The sequence below is a fragment of the Paenibacillus sp. CR_12 genome (assembly GCF_041953985.1).
In the GTDB taxonomy this organism is placed as follows: domain Bacteria; phylum Bacillota; class Bacilli; order Paenibacillales; family Paenibacillaceae; genus Paenibacillus_AQ; species Paenibacillus_AQ lautus_A.
Window position 1 is genome coordinate 1423940 of record NZ_JAVFHO010000002.1, and the last position, 26242, is coordinate 1450181.

Here is a 26242-nt window from a genome sequence, read left to right on the forward strand (position 1 = left end):
AATCCCTTATCGTTTCAAGATGTCGGCCAGTGCTTTATTCAGCGTATCGTACGCAAAATGAAAACCTGCCTTGCAGAGTCTGTGCGGAATCACCCAGCGGCTCTTCAGCACGAGTTCCGTTTCCGTACGAATAAGCCCGGCCCCTATCTCAAGCAGCCATTTAGGCGACGGCAATCCTATTCTGCGATTCAACGCAAGCCGAAGCTGCTCCATCAGTTCCTTGTTCGTCACCGGATAGGGAGAAGCACCGTTGAAAACCCCGCTCAGCTCTTCCTTCTCCTGCAAAAACAGAATCATGCGGTACAGATCCTCCACATGAATCCAGCTGAACCTTTGCTTCCCCGTACCTTGAACGCCGCCGAGCCCGAATTTTACCAAGTTAACATAAGGCGTCATAACGCCTCCGCCAGGTCCCAGCACAATGGCAATGCGCAGGGCGATTTGCCTCGTCTGAGGCAATCGGAATGAGAAGAAAGCGCGCTCCCATTCCTTGGCAACCTCGACGGAGAAGCCTTCGCCGATCTCGCCCTGCTCCTCCGTCATCGGCTTATCTTCGGCATGGCGATAAATCGTGGCCGTGCTGGAATTAAACCAGGTTCGCGGAGGAATACGGCAGGCCTCGACGGCGCTGCCGAGTATGTTCGTTGTCTCTGTTCTCGATTTCAGAATAAGCTCCTTGTTGGTTTCATTGTAACGGCAATTAACGGATTTGCCCGCTAAATTAATGAGCATATCCGCCCCCTCCAGGGCAGCGACGATGGCTTCGCGATCATTCCATGCGATATGACCCTGCCGTCGGGAGATCATAAGTACCTGTGCTTGCTGCTCATTCGTGAATTTTTTCGCAAGATAGGTTCCGATAAAACCAGTTCCACCAGCTAAAACGATCTTTTTCATAGAATAGAATCAGCTCATTTCTCTATGTTTCATCCATATCATATACTTCATTTGACTATCGTTTCTTCCAATATACCATTTTTCAATAGAGAATAAAAAGAAAACACCCTCCTCATAGAAGGTGCTCCATTCATACGAAACCTACTTCCTAGGCATCGAAAACAAATACGTGGAAAAATCACGGTTAATGTAATCCTTGAAATGCCGCTTGTCAGCTACGGGAAAACGATCCAGTTCCTCTGTTGTCCACTCGCTCCGATGGGTCTCGAACTCATTGCCGTATTCAGCGCCCTGCGGCCAATCTGTTCCAATCGGAATATTAAGCAGGACAAAGCGGGATTTTTCAATGCAGGTCTGCAGCAGGACGAGCGCCCGCTCTTTTGTAAAATGCTCCAGAACGTCACCCAGAATGATTAAATCGAATTGTCCCGGCTGGACTTGCGTTTGCAGATGATCGTAAGCATCCGCAACGTGGATTTTATTATAGAAGCATTCGTGGTAGGTATCGATATTGACAGGGTAAATCTCGATTCCTTCGATCCGCGTGTTCCAATACGCGCGAAATACGCGTCCTTCCCAGACGTCCAAATACTCCCGGCAGATCATGCCCCAGCGGCCAAAACCTACCCCGATATCCAGAACGGACTTGGGAGCTACATAGCGGATCAGATCCACGCAATACGATAAATTCTGCCAGTTTGACGTCCCCATTCCCATACCTCCATTCGGAATCTTAACGGCCCAAATTCATCATCATATTCATCATTCGATAACGCTTGATTCATGAAGCTACCCGGCTCTTCCATTCCAACCTAATCCAGTGTATTCCTGGCTTTCCATTCCGGACTCGTCAGTTAACCATTTTCGCTTCACATTACGCTCATAATCAAAAAAAAGATCCCCAAAGGGATCTATCCTTTTAATAATGAAGTGATATGATTCTTCATGAACTGATAGCTGCCCTGATCATCCTTTTTCGCATAGAAACGAAGCCCGTCCAGCGCACGAAATAGCTGATAGCACAGCAGCCTTTCTTCAAAATAAGGAATCCTCTCGCCCTGCTGCTCCATCGCTTCCTGCAGCCGCTTGGGAAATCCCAGCATCGGATACCACATATGAATAACGGAGACGTCCATCATGAAATCGCCGAACATGGCCATCTCCCAATCCACGATACCGGTTACGTTTTCGTTCTCTCCAAGCATGTTGCCCAAATGGAAATCACCATGGACAAGATAGCGCTCCGATGGCGAATAGCGAACAAGTTCGATCATCGTTTGGTAGATCTCTTCGAAAAACGCTTTTTCCAGAAAACTGTGCTCATACAGGCTCTGCCATCCATGGTAGAAACCTTCTTGCTCCGCATCGAATACAGACGTCAGGTGGTCCAGCCATGAACGATGAGCAGCCTTGCCTTCCGGAGTAATCCACCCGAACCCCTCATGGGACTCCCCGAGTGGGATCTGAAGGATCCGCATGAATTGCTGGACGATGTCGGGAACCAGCCCTCGAATTTGTGCCGGCTCAAGAGCGCTTATCGGTGTACCGGGTACTTTATCCGAAATCGAGTAATGGATATTCCCCACGCTTCCGATCTTATGGATTCGAGGAATGGGCAAGGATTGATCCCCGTACATACTGTAGATTTTGTTTACTTTATGAAGGCTGTCCCCATTATCTTTAAAATGAATGACATAATCGGCATCGCCCTTGCGATAACTGAATACCTTGCTTAATTCTCCCATCTCGATGGGGGTCACATTCAGCACCGCTTCTCCTTCAATTTGCTGGAGATGGCTAACCGCCCTATCCAAAGTCATCTCCGGCTTGAATGTCTTCATAACCTTTGCCCCTCCTTCGTCTCCGTATTCAGGTTCTTGGACGCATTCCATCTACGATATAACAGAGGAAACAACTCATACAGATTACATGAGATACTTGATGCGGATATATGGATCGCAGAACCCGTCATGCCTTTATTCAAACTCATGAGCTTCCTTTTCCAGGCGGGATGCCTGGACATCAAAAGTTCAGGATCATATACATCGATCCCTATAAACTTCTCATTCTTAATCTGATAGATGTGAATGTTCTTGATTTCGCTCCACGCGACGGCTCCGGCGCTCGCATAGGAGGATTTATCAACGATTCCCTCCCGATGGATCAAGAGCGCCGGCTCCGATTGAACAAGCTTGACGATGGAAAACACCAGTCCCATGCCAAAAAACAACGCGCAAATGATTCCAATTATTACGATAAAGACGTTGTCCGAGGTTAACCCTCCGTACACTAACCCGCTGCCTACCAACACAAATGCCAGGGAACCCACCAGCATTTTGGTCACCTTGGGATAAATCTTGATTTCTTCTTGTTCCTGCATTACTTGCACTCCCTGTTTCTATTCACAATATCTTGATGATATTATCCGATCGTTATGAATCATAGCTAACCTCGAATTCTTTGACGAATACGGCCGTACCGGAAATATAGACGTCCATGGTCTCTTCAAAGCGATTCACTTGAACATCGACTCTACCGTCTTTCCCCATTTCCTTGCCTTGTTCAACGATAAATCGTGCGGAGGGCGCCTCGGGATTCAAATAGGTTAAATAGTAAGCTCCCATTACGCCTGACGCGGTTCCTGTTACCGGATCCTCGACGGTGCCTGAGTACGGTGAAGAGAAATGTCTGGCATGCATAAACGAAGACTCGTCGATCGTTTCCAGGCAAAAAGGGTGCAGAGAAGCTTTCGGATTGTCCGTTAATATATCCGGGAACATGGCATTATGAGGCACCATCCGCCCAAACGGCTCCAGCCCCTTAATCGGTACCAGCAATGTCCATATTCCCGTGCTTCCATATACGATCGGCATTGCGAAATCCAAATCCTCGCGTTGCAGACCCATGGATGCTGCCAGGCGTTCAACATCTCCCTCAAAGGGCAGGAATTGAGGATGATCCTGCTTCATCTTCATGGTTAGCTTTCCCTGGGCATCCTGAAATTCGATCGGCAAATTGCCCACTCTTGTCTCAATCCACACGGTTTCTTTGTCAGGGAGCAGCCCCTTGGTCTTCAAGGCATACATCGAAGCCATGGTGGCATGGCCGCACAAATTCATCTCATGTCCGGGCGTAAAATATCTTAATCGGACATCTGCTCGCTCCGATTTTACTATGAAGGTCGTTTCATTGAACCCTACGCTATGGGCGATGGCCTGCATCTCCTTGTCTGTCAGCTCGTCTGCGTTCAAGACCACGCCGGCAGGATTACCCATATTAGGCTGTATGGAGAATGCATCATAATGAAGTACGTTTATGGATTTCATGTCCTTAGATTCCTTCTTTCCAATAATGACTTAAACGGAGAACAAAATTTGAGAAGATTTTACCATTGGACATGGGTTAAATCCAGACCAAATTTACAATCAGCAGCCTTCACCCGCCAAACTTCGTTTCGCCAGTCCCTGCTGTTCGACGAGGTGCAAGCCAAAAAACGGTCTATGTGACCGTTTTTTGGTCAGCCGCATTAAAAAACGAGCTTAAAGAAGCGATATTCGTCATTTTTTGATACGCACGGGTTCAATTTGGCGCTCGCCGGTTCATTTCGTACGCCGACCTGAATATATATCTGGCATATTCTTTGGAATGGACTATACGCGGGGGTGATGTATTGATCGCTATCAGCCTATGCATGATCGTAAAAAATGAGGAACATCATTTGAACCGCTGTCTGTCCCGGATTGCAGACATCGTGGATGAGATCGTCGTTGTGGATACAGGCTCCACCGATCGCACGAAAGAAATCGCCCGGGCCTTTCAGGCGGCCGTTTATGATTTTGAATGGATCGACGATTTTGCGGCTGCGCGAAACTTTGCTTTTAGCAAAGCCACCCAGGACTATATCCTGTGGCTCGATGCCGACGACGTGCTGCTTGAAGAAGACCGGCTGAAACTAATAGCGCTTAAAGAAAACCTTGCGCCCGACATCGATTCCGTGACCATGCTCTATCATTTGAGCTCGGATGAATTCGGCAATATCACCTTCCGTCTGCGGCGCAATCGTCTTGTCAAACGGAGCAGGGCCTTTCGATGGATCGGGCCCGTCCACGAATATTTGGAAGTCTACGGTCATGTTATGAATAGCGATATTGCCATTACCCATCTCAGCTCGAATCATGATCCGGACACCGGCCGGAACCTCAGAATCTATGTGCAGCGCGAGGCAGCCGGCGAATCGTTCACCCCGAGGGATCTGTTCTATTATGCGAATGAACTAAAGGATCACCGTCTTTTCGAGAAAGCGATCGATTATTACGAACGATTCTTACATACGGAAAAAGGCTGGATCGAGGATGTTCTCTCGGCCTGCAGCAGGCTGTCCGATTGCCATCACGAGCTCGGAAACGGGCAAGCCGCATTTGAATCCTCTCTCCGATCCCTGCAATATGCGCCGCCGCGGTCCGAATTCTGCTGCCGCATCGGTTACCATTTTCTCGAGAAAAACCAATATGATACGGCCATCTACTGGTATAAGCTGGCTACCGAGCTTGAGCTGCCTCCGGATTACATGGGATTTCATAACCCCTCCTTCTCCACATGGCTTCCCCATCTGCAATTGGCCGTTTGTTACGACCGAATCGGAGCTTATGCGATTGCCAATCAGCATAATGAGAAGGCGCTTGCCTACCGACCGGGCGATGAGACCATGCTGGCGAACCAAGAATATTTTCGAAACAAGCTGCAGGAGCTTCAGCGTGACGATGAGAGGCAGGGCTCATGACGACCCAGGGGCGCAGACGCGTTTTGATCGGCAGTCCTGTACGGCAGAAACCGGAGATTCTGGACCATTTCCTAACCTCATTGCTGCGGCTGGAGCAAAATTCCTTGGAGCTTTGCTACTTCTTTATCGATGACAACAACGATGAATTATCCAGCGCCAGATTGAGCCGATTTATGAAAGAAGTTAACCGGGTGGTTATCCACAGCGCCCATACGCCTGATGATCACGAATATATCCGCGACGAGACAACCCATTATTGGAACGATCGATTGATTTGGAAGGTAGCCGATTATAAGAACAAGATCATTCAATATGCGCTTGACTTACGGTTTGACTATCTGTTTCTGGTCGATTCGGATTTGCTGCTGGCACCGCAGACCCTGATTCACCTCATCGCCACCGACAAAGAGATCATTTCGGAAATCTTCTGGACCCGTTGGCAGCCGGACTCACGCCCCCATCCCCAGGTGTGGCTCAAGGATGAATATACCCAATACGAACAACAGGCGGGCGAAACGTTGGACGAAGCCCAAAAGGAACATCGCTATCAACAATTCGTGAGCCGGTTAGCGGAGGCCGGCGTGTATGAAGTCGGCGGACTCGGAGCTTGCACTTTAATCAGCCGCCGGGCTCTTGTGCGCGGGGTTAACTATAAACCCATCTACAATTTGTCCTTCTGGGGAGAGGATCGGCATTTCAGCATTCGGGCGGCTGCGCTGGGGTTCACCTTGTATGTAGATACGCACTACCCGGCTTACCATATCTACCGTGAAAGCGATCTTCACAATGCCGGACTGTTCCTGAAGGCAACGGATAAGACTACATCCATCCCCAAAGTTACTCGAAGCTGCCTCGAGGAACGAGAAGAGGGCTGTCTCAGCCCCATTGATGCGAATCGCCGCACGGCCCGCCCATCGCTCACCCTGACGATGGTTCTGAAGAATGAAGGCCAACGCTATCTGCGGCAAGCGCTTGAACGGCATCGGGACTACATTGACCAAGCCGTTATTATCGATGATGCAAGTACGGATAACACGCTGGATGTATGTATGGAAGTTTTGAAGGGAATTCCGCTGCGTCTGATCAGCAACGAGGCATCCCTGTTTCACAACGAGGTTGAGCTGAGAAAGCAACAATGGCGCGAAACCTTGAACGTTCATCCCGAATGGATTCTGAATTTGGATGCGGACGAATGGTTTGAGTCTTCCTTTACGGCTGAGCTTCCTTCCATGCTGAAGCAAAACGAGTTCGATTTGTATTGCTTTCGGCTCTATGATTTTTGGAACGAAACCCATTACCGGGACGATGAATTCTGGAGCTCGCATAGAACCTATCGCCCTTTTCTTCTGCGTTACCGTCCCGAAATGAAGTATTGCTGGAAAGAGACGCCTCAGCACTGTGGACGGTTCCCGGCGAATGTATTCGATCTTCCCCACCATCTTTCAGCCATTCGCCTTAAGCATTACGGGTGGGCCAAACCGGAATACAGGCTGGAGAAGCTCAGGCGTTATCGTCAGCTTGATCCTGAAGCAGAGTTCGGCTCGAAAGAACAATACGACTCCATTCTGGAGGAATCGCCTACGCTTGTTGAATGGATGGAATAACGAATAACCATAAGAGGAAGCGATGGAATTGAAGATCATTCATACCTTGCCCTTATTCATTCGGGAGAGCTCGCGCGAGAATGATTTACACATGGCCAGCCTGGCGTTAAGCAGTCTGCGGCGCTCCCGGGAGCATAGGACGGTTCTGTTTAATCAAGGATGCCTTACGAATGAAGAGCTGCAAGAATGGCTGCAAACGTTAGACCTGTCCGGTGATATTCTCGGGAACGGAGCGAATATCGGCATCGCTGCCGCCAGGCAAGCGTGTTTTGAATTCATATGGGAGCACTTCCCAGAAGCGGGGTACATCTCCGAAATTCATGTCGACATGCTCTTTCCTCCGGATTGGCACGAACCTCTTCTTCGTTATCTGGAATGTAACGACGAGCCTATGGTATCGCCCGGCATCGTTACCTCAACCGGAGAACTGCAGCCCTTGGGTGAGTTCATTGTTCTTCCGAAAACACCGGGTGAGCTCAGCGAAACGCTCCAGCGGCTGTCAAGAAAAGGGATTGCGGATGGATTCGTGCATCCGGTCGTTCACCGTGCGGAAGCCCTTCGCCATATTGGAGGTTATGATACTCGATTCTTATCCGGCAAGCAGGGCTATGAGGATGACAGTCTGCTTCTGGGCATGAGGTATTATATGGGAACGCGCACCGCATGGAGGCCGAAATGCTGCCTGGCCTCCTGGGTATACCATGCAACCATGGCCCAACGCATGTCGATGCCGGACAAATACACCGAATTTTCCATGAACGAGGCTGGCCTGTTTCATCAATACGGGGCGTACGGATTGAGAGAACTGGCTGAGATTCACAACGGCTCCGGTGAGTTCCACCGGCTGTTTCGCAAGTACACGCCAGAACACAAAGGGGTGACCGAATGATATGCTGCCGGATGAACGCCAGAAGAAGATTTGGGATCAGCTATGGTCCCGGGAGATATCCTATCACTGGGATTCACTAAGCCAAACCATCTACGATAAGATCATGGAGGTTACAGGAGGCATCGAAGGGAAGCGAATACTCGAGGCCGGTTCCGGAACGAGCAAGATTTCGCTGCGCCTGGCTGCTGAGCATGCGGAAGTGACGCTGGTCGATTATTCCGAGAATGCGCTGTACAACAGCCGGAGCGCCTTTTATAGCGCCAAGGTTCCGGGCACCTTTGTTCTCTCCGATATTAGGGAGATGCGGCTTCCTGACCAGCACTTTGATCTAACCTGGAATGCGGGGGTGCTGGAGCATTTTGAGGAAGAAGAGCGGATCGCGATATTAAGGGAAATGAAACGGGTTACCAAGCCGGGAGGAACGATGCTGATCCTCACCCCTTTTGCGGAATGTTTGCCGTATCGTGCGGGAAAAGAAGCCGCCGAACAGCTGGGCACCTGGATGTATGGCATAGAGCATCCAGCCTCCACGCTCAGAAATCAATTTGAGCGGTGCGGTATAACGTTGATCGAGGAGAGCAGCATCGGCTTTTTGGACAGTTTGGATTTTCTTGATTTCATCCGGGATTCCCAGACCGTCAAGCATTGGCTGACGATGTGGTACCATAGACTCCCTGAATACGAGAAGCGCAATGTGCCCGGATACCTGCTCGTCAGCGTTGGAACGGTCGGACCGTTACCCGAGGCTGCCGAGCGGCAATGCAGGCAGTCTTTTGATGATGATCTATCGCCTGACGAGAAATTGTCCCGTGCCCAAACGATCATCTCTTCCTATCATGCCAAGCGGAATGGGAGCCACTATCTGTCGGTTTACAAGGATGAAGAAGCCAGCTACTGGTACCCGCTGCTTTCGATCCTGGACTCGTTGCTTGTGAACCGGGGCGCCAAGGTGCTAGATATCGGCGCTGCTTACGGTACGCTGCTAATGTACAGCGTATTGTCCGGAGCTCAAGCACACGGCTTGGATCACATGGCGGATTACTGGTCCGTGGAGCTGGAACAGGACTACGGGATCCGGTGGAGCCAGTGCAATGTGGAAGCCGAGGATATTCCGGGAAACGAACGGTACGATATCGTTCTCTTTACGGAAGTGCTCGAGCATATGAACTACAATCCGATACCGGTTCTCCGCAAAATCCATGATAAACTGATGCCTGGCGGAAGCCTGCTTATTTCAACGCCTTGGAAACGGCATTTTGCACCTGCTCGTCACGATCCTGATCTCCTCGATATGCCTTACTACCGGATAGGAGACGGTTTTGTTGATGCCGAGATGAAATATTATTCGATCGATGAAATATATGTACTCGCCGAAGCGACGAATTTTCAGGTGAAATCGCTGGAGATCTATAACGGCCATCTGCTTGCCTGGTTTCTGAGAACGCAGCAGCCTGGAATTTGACCTCCCGCTTTACCCAGAAAGATTCTTATGAACAGACAACAGCCCGGCTCATCTTTAGAGCCGGGCTGTTGCAGCATGCTGTTCTAACTATTTTACAGAGACGGTAATGGTTACGGTCTTCGAATTGTACTGCCCCTTAATGCGGGCGGTTCCCTTCGCGATCGCTTCAATGCGTCCGTTCGTTACTTTGGCCACGCTGGAGTTGCTGGTTGTCCACACGGCGGTGTCCCCAACACTCGTTTTTGCGCCGGTATCATATTCGGCCGTAACCGTTACGGTTTTGACGTCACCGGGCTTCAAGTTCAGTTTCTTCTCGCTGGCGATCAATTTCGTCATCTTCGGAACCACGTTTACCTTAACGGTGACTTCTTTGCCTTGGTATGAACCCGTAATCGTTGCTTTACCCTCGGCAACCGCTTTAACGGAGGTTCTGGATACCGTTGCAATCGCGGTGTCCGAAGAACTCCAATTCATCTTGGATGAGAGCGAAACCGTTTTGCCGTTGCTGTAGTAGCCTGTAACTTTAATCGATTTGGATTTCTTGATGTTGAGGTCAATATTCTCCGGGTCTACGACAAACTTAACGACTTCCTGTTCAACCACGACCGGAATCTTGACTTCTTTATTCAAGTAAGTGCCTTTCAGCGTTGTCGAGCCTTTCGTTAAGCCTTTGATCGTACCGTCTTTAATGACAGCCGCAGATCCTGTCAGCGACCATTCGATGGAAGAGGTCACATCGCTCTCTTCGCCATCCTCGAATACGGCATTTACTTTCGGCAGCGCGTTGCTTCTGCCTATAACCAGCTGATACTCCTCTACATCCGGCAGCAGCACCAGCACTTTTTCGTTAACCGTAACCGGCAGCGTCGCTACTTCTCTGGAACCGATCTTACCGGTGATTGTTGCTGTACCGGCATCGATACCTTTGATTTTGCCGTCTTCGGTCGTTACCACGTTCTCATCGCTCGAAGTCCAGGTTACCGCGCTGCTGAAATCCTCTTCCTCGTCGTCCAGAAGCGTTCCCGTCACTTTAGGGAAGGATTTGGATTCGTCTTTCAGCACATCCAGCTTCGTGTCCTCTGTTTCAAACTTGGTTACCGTCGGATAAACCTTAACGGTAAATTCTTTGCTGATTCCGAGGTAACTCACCTTGATGGTGGAGGTTCCCTTAGCTCTTGCTGTGATCACGCCACCGTTGACGGATACCGCCAGCGGATTGGATGAGGTCCATTCCCCGGCCACGTCGATGGATTGGGAAGCCGCATTACGAACCTTGGCTTTTACCGTAATCGAATCATTCATAAACAGAACCGGATTCTTGACGAAATCCGTCTGATCCAGTATCAAAGCTTCATATGGATTGCGCACATACACATCCAGCTTGGCAGTCGAACCCAAATAGCTCACGCTGATCGTGGATTTGCCCAAAGCCACCGGCTTCAGCTTGCCATCCTCAATCGTTGCTACGGATGTGTTGGACGATTTCAGCTCTACCTTGTCCGTTACGTCCGTACCCGCATCGGTCTCCGACTGCTTGGCGAATACTTTAAGATCCACAGGCGCATCACCGACTAGCAGCTCTTGATCCTCGCCCGGAACGATCGCAAGCTTTTGGTAAGGAGCGACGACTTTGACCGTAAAGGACGCCTTGAGCCCTTTGTAATCCGCAGTCACGGTTGCGCTGCCCAGACCTACGAGGGTCAGTTCCCCTTTGCTTACTTTCACTACGCTGTCATCGGAAGTGGTCCACTTCGCTTCCGTTGTCACGTCGTTCGTTCCGTCAGCCAATGCTTTAACGGTTAAACCTTCCGTTCCAAGCTTATGCTCCACTTTATCCGGCTGATCCAGCTTGAACTCGTCGATGGCAAATTTGACGTCGACATCAATCGTTTTGATTGCGCCTTTGTATTTTGCCGTAATACGGGCCGTACCCTTCTCCAGCGGAACAATGAGACCGCCGTCAACCTTTACGATTCTCGTGTTGGACGAAGTCCACGTCGTCTCATTGGTTACGTCCTTCTTCGTGGAAGATCCTTCAATGTTAGCCAATACGCGAAGTTGTTCCGTTGTTTCATTAACGGTTAAGTAAATTTTGCTCTCGTTCGTATCAAATTCAATCGATGTTACGTCCCCGGAGGCGGCGAATACGCTGGTTGGAAAAACCATCGCCAACATCATCACAACGACAAGAAAAATCTTCGTTGTCTTTCTGTTTAAGCTCATTTATTTCTCTCCTTTGTACCTTCTGTCTCGCAGGCTTTTTTTCCAGTCTATCTGTATATCGACAGTCCCGGTTCAAATCGTTACCTTCCGAGCCCAAAATGGGCACAAAGTAGGATATTTTCCCAACTTCGGTTGTTCAAAAAAATCTACTCTTCAGCTAAGTTTAATGAGTTTAACATTGTTCAATAAATAATGGATGCCTGAGTAAATCGTTAAGGCTACTGCCGCAAGCATGAGCATCTCGTCCACTTGGACCATCCTGATGAACGTAAACGGAGCGTTATCCAGCAATACCGCTGCTATGGCAGTGACTTGAAGGACCATTTTCAATTTGCCGAGCCTATCAGCGGACAATGCGATTCCCTGCTCGGAGGCGACCATCCGAAGTCCCGTAATGACGAATTCCCGGGCGATGATGGCAACGGCGATCCAAGTCGCAACCATGCCGGATTGAACCATCATGATTAAGGCGACCGATATGAGCAGTTTATCTGCGAGCGGGTCCAGCAATTTTCCAAGGTTCGTGATTTGGTTCAATTTCCGTGCAATGTAACCGTCCAGCTTGTCCGTAGCCGACGCAAGAATGAACACGCCCAGCGCGATGTAGGTTCCATAAGCATGAATGAATCCGAAGAAGCGGCTGTTCTCGGTCAACCATAGTGGATACTCGGCAAAAAACAAAATAAATACGGGAATCAATAACATCCTGGCTATCGTTATGCGGTTGGCAAGGTTCATCGTCTCATCTCCTCTGGAATTGGAATCGTTCCTCTCCCAACTACTCGGTATCGTAAAAGATCATATGCTCTTTGTCCGTTCGGTAATAGTCCAGTCTGTCCTGCAATCCGCCCGTATGAAACTCGAACATGTGGCCGTCCGGATCCAGGAAGTAAATCGACTTCTTATCCTTCTCGTCCCTTGCCCTACCCGGCAAAATCTCCACTTGGAGCGATTGAAGGCGAAGCAGCGTCGGTTCCACATCCTGCTCATCGATGGTAAATGCAATATGCGTATAGGTTCTGTTTGCCGTGCTTCGGTCCACGTCTTCTTCGTTTAGAGCAATCCACAGCCCGTTCAGATCGAAATAAGCCAGCTTTCGCCCTCTGACCAGAAGCTTGGCTCCAAACACGTCCCTGTAAAAATCAATGGACCGTTCCAAGTGCGAAACTGAAAAGCAGAGATGGTTAATGGCCTGCAGATTCATTGTTCGGCGGCTCCCTTTCTATATAGATTCAATGATGTCCAGCACATGCAGCGGTTGACGGATCTTCTCATACCCGCTCTCCATAAACGTATTGTACCAATAGGCGTGATATGGCCTTAATCCGGCACTCCCCGCGCCTCTCAGCTCATCTGAACCGCCGTCCCCGATAAACAGGGCATCCTCCGGTCTTACGGATAAGCGCTCACAAGCCAAGCGATAGATTTCTGCATTCGGCTTGGCTACCCCAACCTGATAAGAGAAGATAACGTCATCGAAGTAGGGGGCCAATCCGCTCTGGCCAAAAGAAACCACCTCTTCTTCCGAGCAATTGCTGATCAAGCCCAGCCTCAGTCCCCGTTCACGCAGAAGTTCCAGCAGCCTGCAGATCTCCTTCGAGATTGTTTGGAAAGGAATTTTCTTCTCGCCGACTCTCGACTGATATAGGAATTCCACGTGTTCCTGAGGATAGGGCAAACTGCGAGAATCCAGAATGTCACGGATCACCGAATGATAGTAGGGAAAATGCCCATTCATTCTTCGCTCCGAACGAGTGCTCCACTCCTGTTTAAACTCCGCGTCCGAAAGCCCGAGTCTATCCATATAGTCATAGGATCTCTTGGATACCCGCTTGCCGTCTGCGAACTCCGTGATTAACGTCTCATATAAATCGAAGAACACCGCCTTGACCGCCATGCCGCAACGCTCCCTTCGTTAATCGGCGAGACCTGCCGCCTGTGGTATTCTTGCAGGATACCGCCTGACCATTTCCTCCAGAACGTGTCCTGTCTGCTCATCCCATATCTCGCTTAATTCAAACGTCCCCTCTTCGAAAAACAAAGGAAACCTTCGTTTAAACCAATCCTGCATGGGCAGTTTCAACGCCTCTTCGCGATCCACCCATAACAGCTCCCCTTCGGGAGGATGCTCCAGCAGCTCCCCTTCAAAGGAAGTGGCCAAATAATTAAATACCATGTACCGAAGCCCCGTATTCGGTTCACAGGATTCTTCAAGACCTTTATAGATGATGTCCTTCACAATCAAGCCGGTTTCCTCCCGAACCTCCCGAATGGCTCCGTTTACAATGCTTTCCGGAAAATCCACCTTGCCGCCGGGGGCAATATATCCGGGGAATCCTTTGTCATCCGGTCTGTTCATCAGCAAAATTCTGCTTCCGTCTTGGATCATGCACATGGTGTACAGCTTCACTTCGGTCTGCAACCTCATCCCCTCATTCCTGTCCGATCTGCTTGGTTATAGTATACATCCCCAAGGGCTGGAAGACGATACGATGGACGGAGATTCATGTATATCGGTTGTCCCTATTCACCGGTTGTTAATCCTCGTCAAAAAAGGCCGGAGCAGCTTCTGCTCCGGCCTTAACGGCAATGTATGATCCACCTGGTCGAATCTTCGCTTTACGCAGCCATTCGCATGTCGGCCGAATACCCGCCATACATCATATAACTCGCGGTCGGCGATTGAACCTCCATCGGAGCCATGCTTCCAATGGCCGATGCCCCGCTGCTGTTCCATTGAATCAGCCTAACGACAGCTTCGACATCCCCGGATTGGTATGCCTCTGCCAATGCCTGAAGATTCAGGGTCATCTCTGCCTCTTCGGGCATAGCCAATCCAAGCTCCTCTTCCTCCGGGTTCAACGATTGCAGCACCTTTTGAGCTCGATGAAGGGCCGCTTTTACCGCTCCGTCCGTCGTTTGCAGCATATTCGCGGTTTCCGAAATGGAATATTCGTACACCTCACGGAGCAGCAGCACCGTTCGCTGCAGGGGCGACAAATGTTCCATCAGCCATTGAAAGGCGAACTCGATGTTCAGCTTGCTGTCCTCGTTCGAGGCTTCTTCTTTAGGCAATACGTGTTCCAGCTTCTCATCCAGAATTCGTCGGTAGGTCTGATCCCGGCGGACCCGGTCAATCCATGTGTTCTTGGCGATCCGAAGCAGGAGAGCTTCGGGATTGGCATGGCTCCGCTGCCGCAAATGCTCCAGCGCCTTGATCCATGTGTCCTGCACCAGATCATCGGAATCCCATGAGGAGTTTGTAAGGGACAGACAATACCTGTGCAGGGCAGCATTCAGCTCCGCCAGGCCCTGGTCGGCCGCCGTGGTGGCGCTCGGTCGATAGATCGTCATCGGAATCCAACTCCTTTCCACATCTCGGTAGGATATCTTATAGGTAAACGAATGAAGCGTGCTTTTCGTTACTCGGTCATCAAAAATATATTTCATGGTTTCTTTCGTATCTTTTGCAGCGGTCTCTTCGTTTACTTGCTGAATCACGAAAACCTTATGAAGATGGAGGATGAAACCATGAATATTGTTCCTTATGTTGTTGAGCAAACCAACCGTGGCGAACGATCATACGATATTTATTCCCGACTGCTGAAGGATCGGATCGTCTTTGTGGGCGCAGCCATCGATGACGCCATCGCAAACAGCATTATCGCGCAGCTGTTGTTTCTTGCGGCCGAGGACCCCGAGAAGGATATCCACATGTACATCAACAGTCCGGGCGGCTCGGTATCCGCGGGCTTTGGCATTTACGATACCATGCAGATTATCAAACCTCAAGTCAACACCATCTGCACGGGATTCGCCGCGTCATACGGTGCGATCCTGCTGCTGGCCGGCGCCAAAGGCAAGCGCCTCGCTCTGCCGAACAGCGAAATTATGATCCATCAGCCGCTGGGCGGTGTACAGGGGCAGGCCACCGATATCGCCATTACGGCGAAACGCATCCTGAAAACCCGTGAGAAGCTGGCGCATATTATATCCGAGCGCACAGGTCAGTCCGTCGAACGCGTCGAAAAGGATATGGAGCGGGATTATTTTATGTCGGCGGAAGAAGCGAAGGAATATGGGATCATTGACGACATCGTCACCAAACTGTGACGCTATCCGATGAATGCCCATGATCCGTTTAGCCCCGATACTCTATTTTATTCACAAGGAGTGAACCGTATATGCTGAAAAATTTGCTGAATCAGGAAGTGAGCATCTATTTTACGGATGGAAGTTATGTGCGGAACGGCACGCTGGAGGAAGTAGGCGAACAATTCATCCGATACAAAGATGAATACGAGATGCTGTATGTACCGTTAACCGCGATCCGCTACGTTTCGGTGAATACCAAGGAACGGGACAAACCGAGAGTGGGATTTGCGCCAACTTCTTGATAAGACAACAAGAACCGCATGGGCTCTTAAGCTCATGCGGTTCTGTTTGCATCATGCTTTATTTTGTCTACTATGAATGAAACCATGCGCTGTTTGCTGGCCTCGTTCCGCTCCCTCTGATGATGGCCGATAAAAGCCAGCGCATGTACGACGGAATAAAAATCAATCAGTGCCCGCTGTTCCCGGTCCGCTCCCCAATGCCTGCATAACGCCTCCACGTAGGCCATTCCCCGGTCTCCGATATCAGAGACCACCGCCGTTTGGGTGAGGGCGATCATGTACAGCGGATCTCCATAACAGACCCAATCGAAATCCACGATACCTTGCAGCGTGCCATCGGACACAATCACGTTCTTGATCGTGAGATCATCCAGGAAACAGACAGGCTCTATCCGGTCGAAATCAGGCTCGTATCGCCGCTTGATGTGCTGCAATTGAACGATGATGTCCGGGGCAACCTCACCGGTTATGTTGCCGATATGATCGCGGATATCACGATCGATGATCTCCGCCCAGGATGTAAACGGCCCCTGCTCTCCGATCGGAACCCATCCGAACCCGGTGCCCAAGGGAAGCTCGGACACCTTGCGCTGGAAAACGATGATCTGTCCGGCGAGATCGTCCAATTGTTCATCCGTCATGCCCTCAAGCTCATATCGCAGATCACGGCCCGGAACATGCTCCAGCATCATGTATGCATAGGGGACCTTCTGAAGGGACACATCCGTTCGAATCACGCTCGGTACCGGCAAGCCCAGCGATGATAGGATCGCTATGTTGTTTGCAGTATGCTTCAGGACGTCGGGCTTGCGATTGGTTCGGAGAATGATTTGCCGGTCCGGAAATGTTACGCTGTACACCTGATTGGTATGGCCGAATGACATGGGCTCGACCTTAAGCGGCAGAATGCCGTATACCTCTGTCATCAACTCTTCGACGTTCAACATGAACACCTGCCTTAACGGTTATTGATTCGCCTCCCGGATACGTCCCAGCTGTCTGATATGCAGGGTCTCGTGTATCGCTATAAAATGGGCCCATTGTTCAGCATTCAGCTCGAATCCATACGGGTGAGGATCGTGCAGATCATTCGTATTTCGCTCAGCCAGCTTCGTTATGATCTGCTTCGTTGTTTCCCGTACTCGATTCAGCTTATCCATCGTTTCATCATAAGATAATATACCGGTGGGCATGGCTTGTTCAGAGGCTTTAAAAATAATGCTTCGATTCACACCTCTTCATAATGTTCTACAACAGGGAACGGATCATAAAAGTGATGCAGCCGTTGTTTCCAGTCCTGATATTCCGCCGATTCCCGAAAACCTATCGTGTGATCCTCCAGGGTCTCCCATTTCACCAGCAGAATGTACTTATGATCATCTTCCAAGCAACGCTTCAGCTCATGATGGATGTAGCCCTTCATCTTCGAGATGATTCCTGACGCGACTTGGAAATTCCGTTCAAAATCCGACGTTTGTCCTTGCTTTACCTGCAGCATGGCGACTTCGAGTATCATACATGCCTCCTCCTTTGGATTATGTTAAGGTATGACGGCCTTTCTATCCTTTATACTCAAGCTCAGGAGAAGCCTGGAACGCAAAAGCGCCGTCCTTATCCGCCTCCAAACGATAAACCTTCCGGACCGCATTCAGGTTTAACCCGCCATAAATATGCGGATACAGCTGATTCAGCTCATATAAATCCTCAAATATGATCTCCGCGTCCACCTGATCTTCTTGAATCCCCAGAACGATCAGATCGGTTCTGCCAGTGTACATTGTGTTAGCTACGCCGCTGACTTGCGCCTCGGTCGAGCAGTGAATAAATCGGTCCGTCTGCAGGCTTGGCGGCTCGTACATGTCCTTGCCTTGCGCTTCCATCCATGCTTGCTTCGAAATAATATGATAGATCATTCCGTCCAATCTCCTCCGTCTATTTTCCGTTTATCTTGACACACTTGCGATAGAAAAACCAGATCCCCGATACGTTATTTCAAGGTGACCTTCTTTTCGGATGAACTATATCGGATGAACTATAAAAGAAGACATCCTTCAAGATGTCCTCTTCACAATCGTATATCGGTCCTCGTCAAAATCCTCGTAGGTTACGGTGTAGACGGATTCCCCCAACGAGGACGCCAGCTGTCCATTGATAAAAACGGCGCATGCCTGCTCATCAATGCCGATGCCGTAACGCACTTTCCTTGTTTTCATTCCTTGCAGCAGGTTGGACTGGTCGTCCCACTCCGTATAATGGACGCTGATCAAGACATTCGAGAACAGCCCTACGCCTTGCTTAAACATCATGATGCCTTGTTCATTATCAAGCGGGGATATCAGGCATGTCTCCGGAAGAATTAGGGCACCTGCCGAATTGCCAGCAATCGGAACGCCGTTCTCGTAGCGGTCGATTAACAGCTCTTTAAAAGGCCCCGTCGCGTAATAGCGATGGTATTTCTCCGTGTTGCCCCCGCCAATAAATATTCCCGTGGCCCATGACAGCACCTGTTCAGCTTGTTCCATGTCCAGATTCCCGTCTTCATCGGGAACGATCACGCTCACGTTCTGGGTCATTCCCGCTTCAGTCCACATCTGCTGAAACAACGGGACATACTCCTCCCAGCCCGGCCGGTTCATGATGCATAACGCAATCCTGGCATGAGAACCGCCCGCTTGCTCTAGAAACCGTCGATTGGCTTCGGCTTGAAAGGAATGACCGCCAAGCAAAAATAGATATCGATCCTTCAAGATATCCCCCCTTACTTTTTCTTTCCCGAATCCCGTTTGTAAACAGAGTACAGCAGTACGGATATAAAATAGATCGGCAGCAGGATGATGCCAATCACGGCGCTTAACAGAACGATGGACAGTTGGCCGCGCTCAGCGATATCGTCATAATTCATATAACCGTATACAATCCAGACCAGCCAAACCAACGTAACGGCATAACCTATTTTATAAGGTAATCTCACAGCATCCATCACATCCTAGAAGTTGTTTGCTTGGCACATTTATAAACATTTCGAATACAACATCTCAACAAACTCATGTTGATTCCGTTCCATCCATTCTTTTCTGATCATAAGTTGCTTCAACATTAGTTGAAAATAGGAGGCGATGTTCCTTCCGGCCAAATGCTGTCCGATATAGATGCTTAATAACGAAACATAATATAACTGCATGGTATAGGGAATCCAATCGATCTCTGCACGGGTTAACCTCATATTTTTTCGATACTCATCTAAAAATAATTCGACCTTCGTCAAGGTCTGGTCCTCATGCTGAAGAAGATGGTTCAGACAGATGGATAGTTCCCATATCCGTATGTCCCTAGCGGCAAAATCAAAATCCAATACACCACTCATCTCCCTGGACTGGGGATCGATCAAGAGATTGAAAACTAAAATATCATGATGGACCATTTGCTTTGGCAGCACATTCAATTCAGGTGCACGGTTAAACCCACATTCATAGTATCCTTGCAATACCGCTATCTGTTCGGCATCAATCTCAAATGGAGGGCGTACCAAAAACTCATTAATTTTCGTCTGATTGGCTAGAGAATGGAGGTTGTAAAAATCATGGAACGCAATCGCAGGATAAGCTACATCAACGGAATCCGATTCGAATTGTTGAAGAGCATATGATATTTCCCCAACTGTCCGCCCATAACTAAGCACATCGGACATGCTGGATAGGTCAGGTACCTCTCCTTCGATAAACCATGTCAGGGAGCCCAGGGAACCATCCGATAGAACCACGTACTTGGCATCATCCTTACTGGAGACGAAACATGGAACATCAAACGATAAGCAACAACTTTCCAGATAGGCTGTTAGTCCAACCTCAAACCGTAATCTCTCTTCATTCTTCGTGTGACGATTGTATATTCTCGCGACGTATTTCTTTTGGTTCATTACGACAATTCGGGAATCATTCGTCATGCCGAAAGGCACGGTCTCGATCGAAGACACAGGGCCATGAAAATAATGCTGTAACAGCTCCTGAAATAAGTGTTCCAATATCTACACCTCTTTTCTGAACAGCGCGCTCCCCCTATGATCGAACTTATAAAACCCATCCTGATTCATGGTCTCACTCAGCAACTGCCCCTCGATTCGGGGAAATTTGGGGGTGGAGCTCCTCATGCAACTTATTTCTCAGACGACCATTAAACGCCTTGCTCCTCCCTATAATGACTGACATCCCCATGCAGGAGGATGGAAGGGACGTCATCGGTCAGCTCGATCTTGCTCAGGCATGTCGGATGGATGTAAGGCAGATCCCACAGTCGATCCAAACTTCTCCCCTCAAAATAAGCCATTAACAGCTTAACCACCACGGTATGCGTGACCAGCAAAATACGGGAACCTGGATATGAAGCGACAATTTCGTTCAGCTTGCTAACCGCACGCTCTCTGACCTCGTGAAACGTCTCGCTCCCCTCGACACCGAACAGCTCCGGATGATTCCAGAAATGATCCAGCTGCTGAGGATACATTTCTCGGATCCGTTCCTGGATCTCTCCTTCCCATACCCCCAGATTAATCTCTCTGAATTCATCGCACGCCGTAATTTGAACATTCCGGTTCCCCTTGATGAGCTCGGCCGTATGGTATGCCCTTGAACTGGTACCGGAGAAGATGAAATCAAATGGTTCATGCTGCAAGGCTTCGCCGAGCCATTCCGCTTGCTGAATGCCCAGCTTCGTCAGCGACGAATCCTTATGTCCTTGAAAACGATGCTGCACGTTCCACTCGGTTTGTCCGTGTCTGACAAGATAAATGGTGGTTGTCTCTTTCATGTTCCTTCCTCCCTACCTAGTGAGTCATCGTCGATTACTCTAAGCGGTCACCTTGTCGTATGGTATATGCCAGCTTGTAAAGATCCGCGATATCCTGCCTGTCCGTCTCCTCCAATCGTCTTACGGCTACCTCCAGATCAACCGCCTCCACTGCGATGACCTGCTCCCCATCCTTGGGATTCAACGGCTCCCCAACGATGCGTACATCCCCGTACCCAACCAATCGGACAAATTGAGGATGGGGAATATGCGGCCGATAAGGCGTCTTGCTGCTGGACTCGCAGCGAAACTGGCCAAAGACCCGGTATGACTCGAGTTCTGCGCCAAGCTCCTCCCTTACTTCCCGCCGGAGTCCCTCGATATAAGACTCGCCAGGCTCCAGGGTTCCGCCAGGAAGCTCCCAGCTGCCGTCCGCTATCTGAAAAATAACGCAGCGTTCCCCGGCGAATGGAATAATCGTGACATTGCTGACCATCGATTCTTCGAAATCTTCGCCCAGGGCAAAACGGGCTCGCACCACGCCCCAATGGATATCGTTCGATAGGGCCGGATACAGGGTTAGATCCGTGCTTTTTTTCATAAGCGTAATTCCTCCAGCCTTGCAGATATTCATACAACCTATGTAGCGTTGTAGTCGCGGACCATAAGCACCTGCTCCATCGAGCTGGCGAACCCAAGCGCCTCCAGCACATCCACCAATTCCTTATGCGAAGCCCTGATATTGAATGCGGATCGCTTGCAAGTGGAACCAGGCTGCATCATCTCGAGCGCGGCTGCCTTCAACACGGCTTGGGCTTCCCGGTAACCAGGAGCGGCTTCACAGCGGAACAGCGTGGTGGCCTGCAAACGGCCCGCAGCATCGAACGCCCGCTTGAACAAACCGTAGCCCACAAGTTCTTCCCCTTCATAAACAAGCACGCACTCGCCGTCCTTGATACTGGCAGCGTCTGTCTGCCAGACTTCGCCGGATCGATAGAAGTCTGCGGAGGCAGCCTCCGCGGCTAGGCCTCTGACCAACGTAAACGGAGTCGATGCATTCTGATGATCCTGCGTCTCTAACGATTGATCATTTGTCATGATGAGCAGCCGATCGATGATTTCATATCCGACGCTTTCATAAAGGCGAATCGCGGCCGCATTCGTGCTAATCGCCTCTAAATAGGCACGACGCACGCCTTGCTCCTTATAGAGGTCGTCGTTTTTCTCCATCATGGATTTGCCGATCCCTTTGCCCCGGAAATCCGGAGCTATTGCCGTCCCTCCGTTACGCGCAATGGATTCGCCGCGATCCAATCGAAAGCTGTTCATGACGATGCCGGCGGGTACGCCATCCACGTAACAAGCGAGTGAGCGCTCCAGACATAAAGCGTCATTCCCGATCCGGGCAATGAAGCGGTCCAGCGGCATGGAAGCGTTCACCATGTAGCCTTCAAACGAGAGATTCCAAAGCTCGGATACTTCCCGGATCGGAAGCTCGCTTAACGGTTTGTACGTAATCATGGTCTTTATTCCTCCTGGTTTATGGGCATTAAAAAGTGAGTCGCGTTTTGAGATGCTCACTATGAAAAACATGCAGGAAACACCTGAGTATGTACCCACTCGTGTGCTCCTGCATGTCTTTGCATAACTTATTTACGATTTAAAGAGCTGTATCGTCCACGCTGTCCAGCCAAGCTTCGATGCTGCCGATGACGGAAGTGACGCAGCCATCCTCGAATGGAGAGATCAGTCCTGCGACCTTCACCAATTCAGTGAAGGATTTGCTTCCGCCTTGACGGCACAGGTGCAGATAATCCGCCCATGCCGCGGATTGGTCCTCGTGCATCTTCTTCCAGAATTGGAATGCACAGATTTGAGCCAGCGTATAGTCGATATAATAGAACGGCGAATTGAAGATATGTCCTTGTTTATGCCAGAAGCCGCCTTGCTCCAGATACGTATTATCATCATAGTTCCGGTGCGGCAGATATTTCCGCTCGATCTCGCGCCATGCCTGTTTCCGTTCCGCCGGCGTAGCATCCGGATTCTCGTAAACGAAGTGCTGGAATTCATCAACCGTCACCCCGTAAGGAATGAAGATGAGTCCGCTCGCCAGATGGTCGAAGCGGTATTTATCCGCCTCGTCCTCGAAGAAGCGGTCCATCCACGGCCAAGTGAAGAATTCCATGCTCATGGAATGGATTTCGCATGCCTCATAAGTCGGGAATCCATACTCCGGCACCTCGAAACCTCTGCTCTCGTACACTTGGAACGCATGACCGGCTTCGTGCGTCAGCACGTCAATATCGCCGGAAGTCCCGTTGAAGTTGGAGAAGATAAACGGTGCGCCGTACTCGCTGATATAGGTACAGTATCCGCCGCTCTGCTTGCCTTTTTTGGCAACCAGGTCCATGAGGCCGTTCTCCTGCATGAAGGTGAAGAACTCGTGAGTTTCCGGAGACAATTCCTCGTACATCTTCGCGCCGTTGTTCACGATCCAGTCCGGGTCGCCCTTCGGCGTGGCATTCCCCGATTTGAAGGAAAAATTCTCGTCGTAGTACAGCAGTTGGTCCACATCGATCCGCTTCTGCTGACGTTCTTTCAGCTTGGACGCAACCGGAACGATATGCTCGAGCACCTGGTTACGGAAATTAGCCACCATCTCCGCATTGTAATCCGTGCGGGCCATGCGGGCATAACCCAGCTCTACGTAATTGTTGAAGCCAAGCTTCTTGGCAATCTTGGTTCTCACTTTAACCAGATCATCATAGATGCGATCGAAGGTGGCTTCGTTCTCGGCCATGAAACCGCTGGAAGCCTCCATTGCGCGTTTGCGCATATCGCGATCCGTCGATTGCTGGAACGGAATCAGCTGCGACAGGGTGCGTTCTTCGCCTTCGAACTGGATTTTTGCAGAAGCGATCAGCTTCGCATATTCCGTGGTCAGCTTGTTCTCCTGCTGCAAATCCTCGATGATCTCAGGGCTGAAGGTTTTGAGCGATAACTCTGCCAGCTGGAACAGCTGCCGTCCCCATTTGTCCTCCAGCTGGGCTCTGAATTTCGAATCCACGAGGGCGCGGTAATAATCCGTTATGTATTCCTGGATGACCGGTCCGTTCTCGTCGAAGAAATCCTGCTCTGCCTTATAGAACTCGTCGTTCGTATCAATCGAGTGGCGGATGTACACCAGTTGGCTCAGGGTATCCATCTCGCTGCGAAGTTTGTTAATACGGGTCATCGCCTCATCCTGTTCCTCGTACGTGCCGGCGGAGGTGAAGGCGTTCAGTTGTTCCTTGAACTTTTGCTCAAAAGCTTTTACGTCGGGGCGTTCATAGCGATACTCGCTGAATTTCATAAGATACACCTGTCCTTTCCAAAATAAAAAATGCATCCTGGCGTTTGATTGCATAGCTTCAAATCACCAAACTATATGTAAATTCTATATACAAATCCGAATATCCTTCACAGTCTATGAAATTCTGTACGCCCCGACTGGTTACGTCATAATCTTAAGTCCGATGGCTGAAGCAAGAATCAAAGCGATGAAGAACATACGACGCCATTCCTTCGGTTCTCCGAACGCAAACATCCCCAGCAGCGTGCTTCCTGCCGTCCCCATTCCCGTCCAAATCGCGTAGGCGGTTCCCATGGATATGAAATTCATCGCATACGTCAGCAGCAGGAAACTGGAGCCAAGCGAACAGGCTAAAAAAACGTAGGATCCCCAGCTGCGATGCAGGGTTACCCGTCTTAAGGCAATGACACCCAGTACCTCGCACAACCCGGCTGCAATCAGAGCGATCCATTCCATTAGACGCCACGCTCCTTCGCTTGACGATCCGTATCCTTCGTGACCAGCTTAAGCCCCAGCACGCCTGCGGCCAGCATGCCAATCAGTAGGAGCTTGACGGGATTCGCTTCCTCGCCAAACACGAGAATCTCCACCAGCACCGTGCCGGCTGTGCCGAGTCCCGTGAAGATCACATAGACCGTGCCGATGGGAAGCTTCGCCGCGGAGTCCAAAAAAACTTTAAAACTGAATACGATCGATGCGATGGTGATGACCCACTGCCACCATACATCGGAATGTTTTAAACCGGATACCCAGACAACCTCCAGCGCTCCCGCCAATAATAAGAGCCACCATGCCTTCTTCATCCTCCAACATCCCTTCCACTCTGTATTTGTTTAAATCGGGTTATGATGTCGTTGTGATTGTAATCCAAATTTGGCATGCTGTATAATGATCATTAATAATGATGCCATCATTTTTAGTGATGTCTGAAGGAGAGGAGTGTTGGCATGGAGCTTACTGATCTAAGGGTTTTTCTCAGGATTGCGGAGGAAGGTAACATCACCCGCGCCGCGGAGCAGCTTGGGTATGTGCAGTCGAATGTAACGGCACGGGTCAAAAAACTGGAGAATGAATTGGGGGTTCCCTTGTTTAACAGGCACTCCAATGGAGTAACCTTGACGGAGAAAGGGCGTATGTTCCTGGACTATGCGTGTACCATCATCAACCTGACCGAAGAAGCAGTGAGAACCGTGCAGGAACAGCCGTATCCAAGCGGTTCATTAGCCATTGGCGTCGTGGACACGGTTCATTGCGGGCACTTCATTCAATCCTTGTCCGACTATCAAACCAAGTACCCTGACGTCACGCTGTCCCTGTTGACCGGCAGCTCCTCGGAGCTGATTACTCAAGTTCTGAACTATCAGCTGGACGGGGCTTTTGTGACAGGAACCATTCCGCCGAAGCTGGTAGCCGATTATATAGAAGAGGATGAAGTCATGCTGTTGACCAAATCCAAAGAGCAGCCCTTTCCCGATCTTGCGGTAACCAAATGGGCCGTAGCCCCCGCGGGATGCCCGTTTCGAAGCGCCCTTGAAGCATGGTTGCTGAGCGAAGGCATTCCGCTAACCAATATGATCGAGGTCTCCTCGTTGGAAACCCAGCTCAGCATCGTGCGGTCAGGACTTGCGGCTGCGCTGCTCCCCAGCTCCGTCTTAAGCGGAGAATATGCCAATCTGGGCAGCTTCTCGATCCCGGAAGCCTTCCGGCACACCTCGACAAGCCTGGTCCGGCGCAACGACCGGTTCAGGAACAACGCGTTTTCCGCTTTTGCCGAGCTGGTTAAGGTCAATTTTGAGATGAAGGGAAGATCATGAGTTATAAATAACGACGGAGGTCTGAACATCACGCTGAGA

Annotated in this window: 31 protein-coding genes; 7 read left to right on the forward strand and 24 right to left on the reverse strand. The window is 50.1% G+C overall.

Features of this window, described 5'->3' with window-relative positions:
• Nucleotides 1-6: 6 nt before the first annotated feature.
• The 5 genes from RB297_RS10240 to RB297_RS10260 all read right to left on the reverse strand — a co-directional run bounded on the left by RB297_RS10240 (nt 7) and on the right by RB297_RS10260 (nt 4223).
• A complete protein-coding gene (locus RB297_RS10240; RefSeq protein ID WP_096776793.1) occupies nt 7-897 on the reverse strand; it encodes a TIGR01777 family oxidoreductase in 891 nt (296 codons plus the stop codon).
• A gap of 141 nt (nt 898-1038) precedes the next feature.
• The gene (locus RB297_RS10245) at nt 1039-1608 is read right to left on the reverse strand and encodes a methyltransferase domain-containing protein (protein ID WP_090908064.1); all 570 of its coding nucleotides are present in this window, start codon (nt 1606-1608) and stop codon (nt 1039-1041) included.
• A 200-nt stretch (nt 1609-1808) separates the two neighbouring features.
• Nucleotides 1809-2738 carry a phosphotransferase family protein gene (locus RB297_RS10250; protein WP_096776794.1) on the reverse strand — a complete coding sequence of 310 codons (930 nt, stop codon included), beginning with the start codon at nt 2736-2738 and terminating at the stop codon, nt 1809-1811.
• Nucleotides 2735-3277 (reverse strand): STM3941 family protein, encoded by a 543-nt coding sequence (locus RB297_RS10255; protein WP_096776795.1) that lies wholly within the window; start codon nt 3275-3277, stop codon nt 2735-2737. The genes RB297_RS10250 and RB297_RS10255 overlap by 4 nt, the downstream gene beginning before the upstream one ends.
• 52 nt (nt 3278-3329) lie before the next feature.
• On the reverse strand, nt 3330-4223 hold the full coding sequence (locus tag RB297_RS10260) for a PhzF family phenazine biosynthesis isomerase (protein WP_096776796.1): 894 nt from the start codon (nt 4221-4223) through the stop codon (nt 3330-3332).
• Between the two features lie 344 nt (nt 4224-4567).
• On the opposite strand from RB297_RS10260, the gene RB297_RS10265 reads away from it, so the two are divergent.
• Genes RB297_RS10265 through RB297_RS10280 form a run of 4 tightly spaced genes read left to right on the forward strand, consistent with a single transcriptional unit; the run spans nt 4568 to nt 9632 of the window.
• Nucleotides 4568-5677 (forward strand): glycosyltransferase, encoded by a 1110-nt coding sequence (locus RB297_RS10265; protein WP_096776797.1) that lies wholly within the window; start codon nt 4568-4570, stop codon nt 5675-5677.
• Nucleotides 5674-7281: a glycosyltransferase gene (locus RB297_RS10270; RefSeq protein ID WP_096776798.1), complete on the forward strand. Its 1608-nt coding sequence runs from the start codon at nt 5674-5676 to the stop codon at nt 7279-7281. Before RB297_RS10265 ends, RB297_RS10270 begins: the two co-directional genes overlap by 4 nt.
• Nucleotides 7282-7303: 22 nt before the next feature.
• Nucleotides 7304-8170, forward strand: coding sequence for a hypothetical protein (locus tag RB297_RS10275; RefSeq protein ID WP_375120362.1), 867 nt, complete (start codon nt 7304-7306; stop codon nt 8168-8170).
• A gap of 1 nt (nt 8171) precedes the next feature.
• Entirely contained in the window at nt 8172-9632 is a 1461-nt protein-coding gene (locus RB297_RS10280; RefSeq protein ID WP_375120363.1) for a methyltransferase domain-containing protein, read from the forward strand.
• An 87-nt stretch (nt 9633-9719) separates the two neighbouring features.
• Here RB297_RS10280 and RB297_RS10285 read toward each other — a convergent pair whose 3' ends face one another.
• The 6 genes from RB297_RS10285 to RB297_RS10310 form a co-directional block, all read right to left on the reverse strand.
• Nucleotides 9720-11855, reverse strand: coding sequence for an Ig-like domain-containing protein (locus tag RB297_RS10285; RefSeq protein ID WP_375120364.1), 2136 nt, complete (start codon nt 11853-11855; stop codon nt 9720-9722).
• Nucleotides 11856-12008: 153 nt separating this feature from the next.
• On the reverse strand, nt 12009-12593 hold the full coding sequence (gene pgsA / locus RB297_RS10290) for a CDP-diacylglycerol--glycerol-3-phosphate 3-phosphatidyltransferase (RefSeq protein ID WP_096776802.1): 585 nt from the start codon (nt 12591-12593) through the stop codon (nt 12009-12011).
• Between the two features lie 40 nt (nt 12594-12633).
• Nucleotides 12634-13059, reverse strand: a complete 426-nt coding sequence (fosB, locus tag RB297_RS10295) for a metallothiol transferase FosB (RefSeq protein ID WP_015736469.1) — start codon at nt 13057-13059, stop codon at nt 12634-12636.
• Between the two features lie 18 nt (nt 13060-13077).
• Nucleotides 13078-13752 carry an HAD family hydrolase gene (locus RB297_RS10300; RefSeq protein ID WP_375120365.1) on the reverse strand — a complete coding sequence of 225 codons (675 nt, stop codon included), beginning with the start codon at nt 13750-13752 and terminating at the stop codon, nt 13078-13080.
• Between the two features lie 18 nt (nt 13753-13770).
• Nucleotides 13771-14283, reverse strand: coding sequence for an 8-oxo-dGTP diphosphatase (locus tag RB297_RS10305; RefSeq protein WP_192571191.1), 513 nt, complete (start codon nt 14281-14283; stop codon nt 13771-13773).
• A gap of 191 nt (nt 14284-14474) precedes the next feature.
• Entirely contained in the window at nt 14475-15209 is a 735-nt protein-coding gene (locus RB297_RS10310; protein WP_375120366.1) for an RNA polymerase sigma factor, read from the reverse strand.
• A gap of 162 nt (nt 15210-15371) precedes the next feature.
• On the opposite strand from RB297_RS10310, the gene clpP reads away from it, so the two are divergent.
• Nucleotides 15372-15968 carry an ATP-dependent Clp endopeptidase proteolytic subunit ClpP gene (gene clpP / locus RB297_RS10315; RefSeq protein ID WP_015736473.1) on the forward strand — a complete coding sequence of 199 codons (597 nt, stop codon included), beginning with the start codon at nt 15372-15374 and terminating at the stop codon, nt 15966-15968.
• Nucleotides 15969-16039: 71 nt separating this feature from the next.
• Nucleotides 16040-16252, forward strand: coding sequence for a hypothetical protein (locus RB297_RS10320; protein WP_009590043.1), 213 nt, complete (start codon nt 16040-16042; stop codon nt 16250-16252).
• A gap of 32 nt (nt 16253-16284) precedes the next feature.
• On the opposite strand, the gene RB297_RS10325 is transcribed toward RB297_RS10320, so the two are convergent.
• From RB297_RS10325 to RB297_RS10385, 13 genes are all read right to left on the reverse strand, one after another.
• Nucleotides 16285-17199, reverse strand: a complete 915-nt coding sequence (locus RB297_RS10325; protein WP_375120367.1) for a phosphotransferase family protein — start codon at nt 17197-17199, stop codon at nt 16285-16287.
• Nucleotides 17200-17217: 18 nt separating this feature from the next.
• Nucleotides 17218-17484, reverse strand: a complete 267-nt coding sequence (locus tag RB297_RS10330; protein ID WP_375120368.1) for a DinB family protein — start codon at nt 17482-17484, stop codon at nt 17218-17220.
• The gene (locus RB297_RS10335; RefSeq protein ID WP_096776807.1) at nt 17481-17768 is read right to left on the reverse strand and encodes an antibiotic biosynthesis monooxygenase family protein; all 288 of its coding nucleotides are present in this window, start codon (nt 17766-17768) and stop codon (nt 17481-17483) included. Before RB297_RS10335 ends, RB297_RS10330 begins: the two co-directional genes overlap by 4 nt.
• A 43-nt stretch (nt 17769-17811) precedes the next feature.
• Nucleotides 17812-18165: a DUF952 domain-containing protein gene (locus RB297_RS10340; protein WP_192571190.1), complete on the reverse strand. Its 354-nt coding sequence runs from the start codon at nt 18163-18165 to the stop codon at nt 17812-17814.
• Nucleotides 18166-18303: 138 nt separating this feature from the next.
• A complete protein-coding gene (locus RB297_RS10345) occupies nt 18304-18999 on the reverse strand; it encodes a cyanophycinase (RefSeq protein WP_096776809.1) in 696 nt (231 codons plus the stop codon).
• An 11-nt stretch (nt 19000-19010) separates the two neighbouring features.
• On the reverse strand, nt 19011-19232 hold the full coding sequence (locus RB297_RS10350; RefSeq protein WP_015736480.1) for a hypothetical protein: 222 nt from the start codon (nt 19230-19232) through the stop codon (nt 19011-19013).
• Between the two features lie 30 nt (nt 19233-19262).
• Entirely contained in the window at nt 19263-20273 is a 1011-nt protein-coding gene (locus RB297_RS10355; RefSeq protein WP_375120369.1) for a phosphotransferase enzyme family protein, read from the reverse strand.
• Between the two features lie 149 nt (nt 20274-20422).
• Nucleotides 20423-21055: a histidine phosphatase family protein gene (locus tag RB297_RS10360; RefSeq protein ID WP_375120370.1), complete on the reverse strand. Its 633-nt coding sequence runs from the start codon at nt 21053-21055 to the stop codon at nt 20423-20425.
• A gap of 34 nt (nt 21056-21089) precedes the next feature.
• Nucleotides 21090-21635, reverse strand: coding sequence for an NUDIX hydrolase (locus tag RB297_RS10365; protein ID WP_375120371.1), 546 nt, complete (start codon nt 21633-21635; stop codon nt 21090-21092).
• Between the two features lie 38 nt (nt 21636-21673).
• Nucleotides 21674-22555 (reverse strand): GNAT family N-acetyltransferase, encoded by an 882-nt coding sequence (locus tag RB297_RS10370; RefSeq protein ID WP_375120372.1) that lies wholly within the window; start codon nt 22553-22555, stop codon nt 21674-21676.
• Between the two features lie 139 nt (nt 22556-22694).
• On the reverse strand, nt 22695-24389 hold the full coding sequence (locus RB297_RS10375; RefSeq protein WP_192571185.1) for a M3 family oligoendopeptidase: 1695 nt from the start codon (nt 24387-24389) through the stop codon (nt 22695-22697).
• A gap of 141 nt (nt 24390-24530) precedes the next feature.
• The gene (locus RB297_RS10380; RefSeq protein ID WP_375120373.1) at nt 24531-24845 is read right to left on the reverse strand and encodes a DMT family transporter; all 315 of its coding nucleotides are present in this window, start codon (nt 24843-24845) and stop codon (nt 24531-24533) included.
• Entirely contained in the window at nt 24845-25192 is a 348-nt protein-coding gene (locus RB297_RS10385; RefSeq protein WP_096776813.1) for a DMT family transporter, read from the reverse strand. The genes RB297_RS10380 and RB297_RS10385 overlap by 1 nt, the downstream gene beginning before the upstream one ends.
• Nucleotides 25193-25336: 144 nt before the next feature.
• Between RB297_RS10385 and RB297_RS10390 the strand changes: the two genes are divergently transcribed.
• Nucleotides 25337-26203: a LysR family transcriptional regulator gene (locus RB297_RS10390; RefSeq protein ID WP_375120374.1), complete on the forward strand. Its 867-nt coding sequence runs from the start codon at nt 25337-25339 to the stop codon at nt 26201-26203.
• The last annotated feature ends 39 nt before the right edge of the window (nt 26204-26242 follow it).

Excerpts from the sequence above, each read along its gene's own strand:
- RB297_RS10370 (WP_375120372.1), bottom strand. The coding sequence starts at position 22,555 with ATGATTACGTACAAACCGTTAAGCGAGCTTCCGATCCGGGAAGTATCC.
- RB297_RS10255 (WP_096776795.1), bottom strand. The coding sequence starts at position 3,277 with ATGCAGGAACAAGAAGAAATCAAGATTTATCCCAAGGTGACCAAAATG.
- RB297_RS10320 (WP_009590043.1), top strand. The coding sequence starts at position 16,040 with ATGCTGAAAAATTTGCTGAATCAGGAAGTGAGCATCTATTTTACGGAT.
- RB297_RS10260 (WP_096776796.1), bottom strand. The coding sequence starts at position 4,223 with ATGAAATCCATAAACGTACTTCATTATGATGCATTCTCCATACAGCCT.
- RB297_RS10305 (WP_192571191.1), bottom strand. The coding sequence starts at position 14,283 with ATGAGGTTGCAGACCGAAGTGAAGCTGTACACCATGTGCATGATCCAA.
- RB297_RS10245 (WP_090908064.1), bottom strand. The coding sequence starts at position 1,608 with ATGGGGACGTCAAACTGGCAGAATTTATCGTATTGCGTGGATCTGATC.
- RB297_RS10350 (WP_015736480.1), bottom strand. The coding sequence starts at position 19,232 with ATGGATGCTGTGAGATTACCTTATAAAATAGGTTATGCCGTTACGTTG.
- RB297_RS10385 (WP_096776813.1), bottom strand. The coding sequence starts at position 25,192 with ATGAAGAAGGCATGGTGGCTCTTATTATTGGCGGGAGCGCTGGAGGTT.
- RB297_RS10360 (WP_375120370.1), bottom strand. The coding sequence starts at position 21,055 with ATGAAAGAGACAACCACCATTTATCTTGTCAGACACGGACAAACCGAG.
- RB297_RS10270 (WP_096776798.1), top strand. The coding sequence starts at position 5,674 with ATGACGACCCAGGGGCGCAGACGCGTTTTGATCGGCAGTCCTGTACGG.
- RB297_RS10335 (WP_096776807.1), bottom strand. The coding sequence starts at position 17,768 with ATGATACTCGAAGTCGCCATGCTGCAGGTAAAGCAAGGACAAACGTCG.
- RB297_RS10275 (WP_375120362.1), top strand. The coding sequence starts at position 7,304 with ATGGAATTGAAGATCATTCATACCTTGCCCTTATTCATTCGGGAGAGC.
- RB297_RS10375 (WP_192571185.1), bottom strand. The coding sequence starts at position 24,389 with ATGAAATTCAGCGAGTATCGCTATGAACGCCCCGACGTAAAAGCTTTT.
- RB297_RS10310 (WP_375120366.1), bottom strand. The coding sequence starts at position 15,209 with ATGACGATCTATCGACCGAGCGCCACCACGGCGGCCGACCAGGGCCTG.
- RB297_RS10365 (WP_375120371.1), bottom strand. The coding sequence starts at position 21,635 with ATGAAAAAAAGCACGGATCTAACCCTGTATCCGGCCCTATCGAACGAT.
- RB297_RS10340 (WP_192571190.1), bottom strand. The coding sequence starts at position 18,165 with ATGATCTATCATATTATTTCGAAGCAAGCATGGATGGAAGCGCAAGGC.
- pgsA (WP_096776802.1), bottom strand. The coding sequence starts at position 12,593 with ATGAACCTTGCCAACCGCATAACGATAGCCAGGATGTTATTGATTCCC.
- RB297_RS10285 (WP_375120364.1), bottom strand. The coding sequence starts at position 11,855 with ATGAGCTTAAACAGAAAGACAACGAAGATTTTTCTTGTCGTTGTGATG.
- RB297_RS10325 (WP_375120367.1), bottom strand. The coding sequence starts at position 17,199 with ATGTTGAACGTCGAAGAGTTGATGACAGAGGTATACGGCATTCTGCCG.
- RB297_RS10390 (WP_375120374.1), top strand. The coding sequence starts at position 25,337 with ATGGAGCTTACTGATCTAAGGGTTTTTCTCAGGATTGCGGAGGAAGGT.
- RB297_RS10300 (WP_375120365.1), bottom strand. The coding sequence starts at position 13,752 with ATGGCGGTCAAGGCGGTGTTCTTCGATTTATATGAGACGTTAATCACG.
- RB297_RS10380 (WP_375120373.1), bottom strand. The coding sequence starts at position 24,845 with ATGGAATGGATCGCTCTGATTGCAGCCGGGTTGTGCGAGGTACTGGGT.
- fosB (WP_015736469.1), bottom strand. The coding sequence starts at position 13,059 with ATGAATCTGCAGGCCATTAACCATCTCTGCTTTTCAGTTTCGCACTTG.
- RB297_RS10250 (WP_096776794.1), bottom strand. The coding sequence starts at position 2,738 with ATGAAGACATTCAAGCCGGAGATGACTTTGGATAGGGCGGTTAGCCAT.
- RB297_RS10240 (WP_096776793.1), bottom strand. The coding sequence starts at position 897 with ATGAAAAAGATCGTTTTAGCTGGTGGAACTGGTTTTATCGGAACCTAT.
- clpP (WP_015736473.1), top strand. The coding sequence starts at position 15,372 with ATGGAGGATGAAACCATGAATATTGTTCCTTATGTTGTTGAGCAAACC.
- RB297_RS10280 (WP_375120363.1), top strand. The coding sequence starts at position 8,172 with ATGCTGCCGGATGAACGCCAGAAGAAGATTTGGGATCAGCTATGGTCC.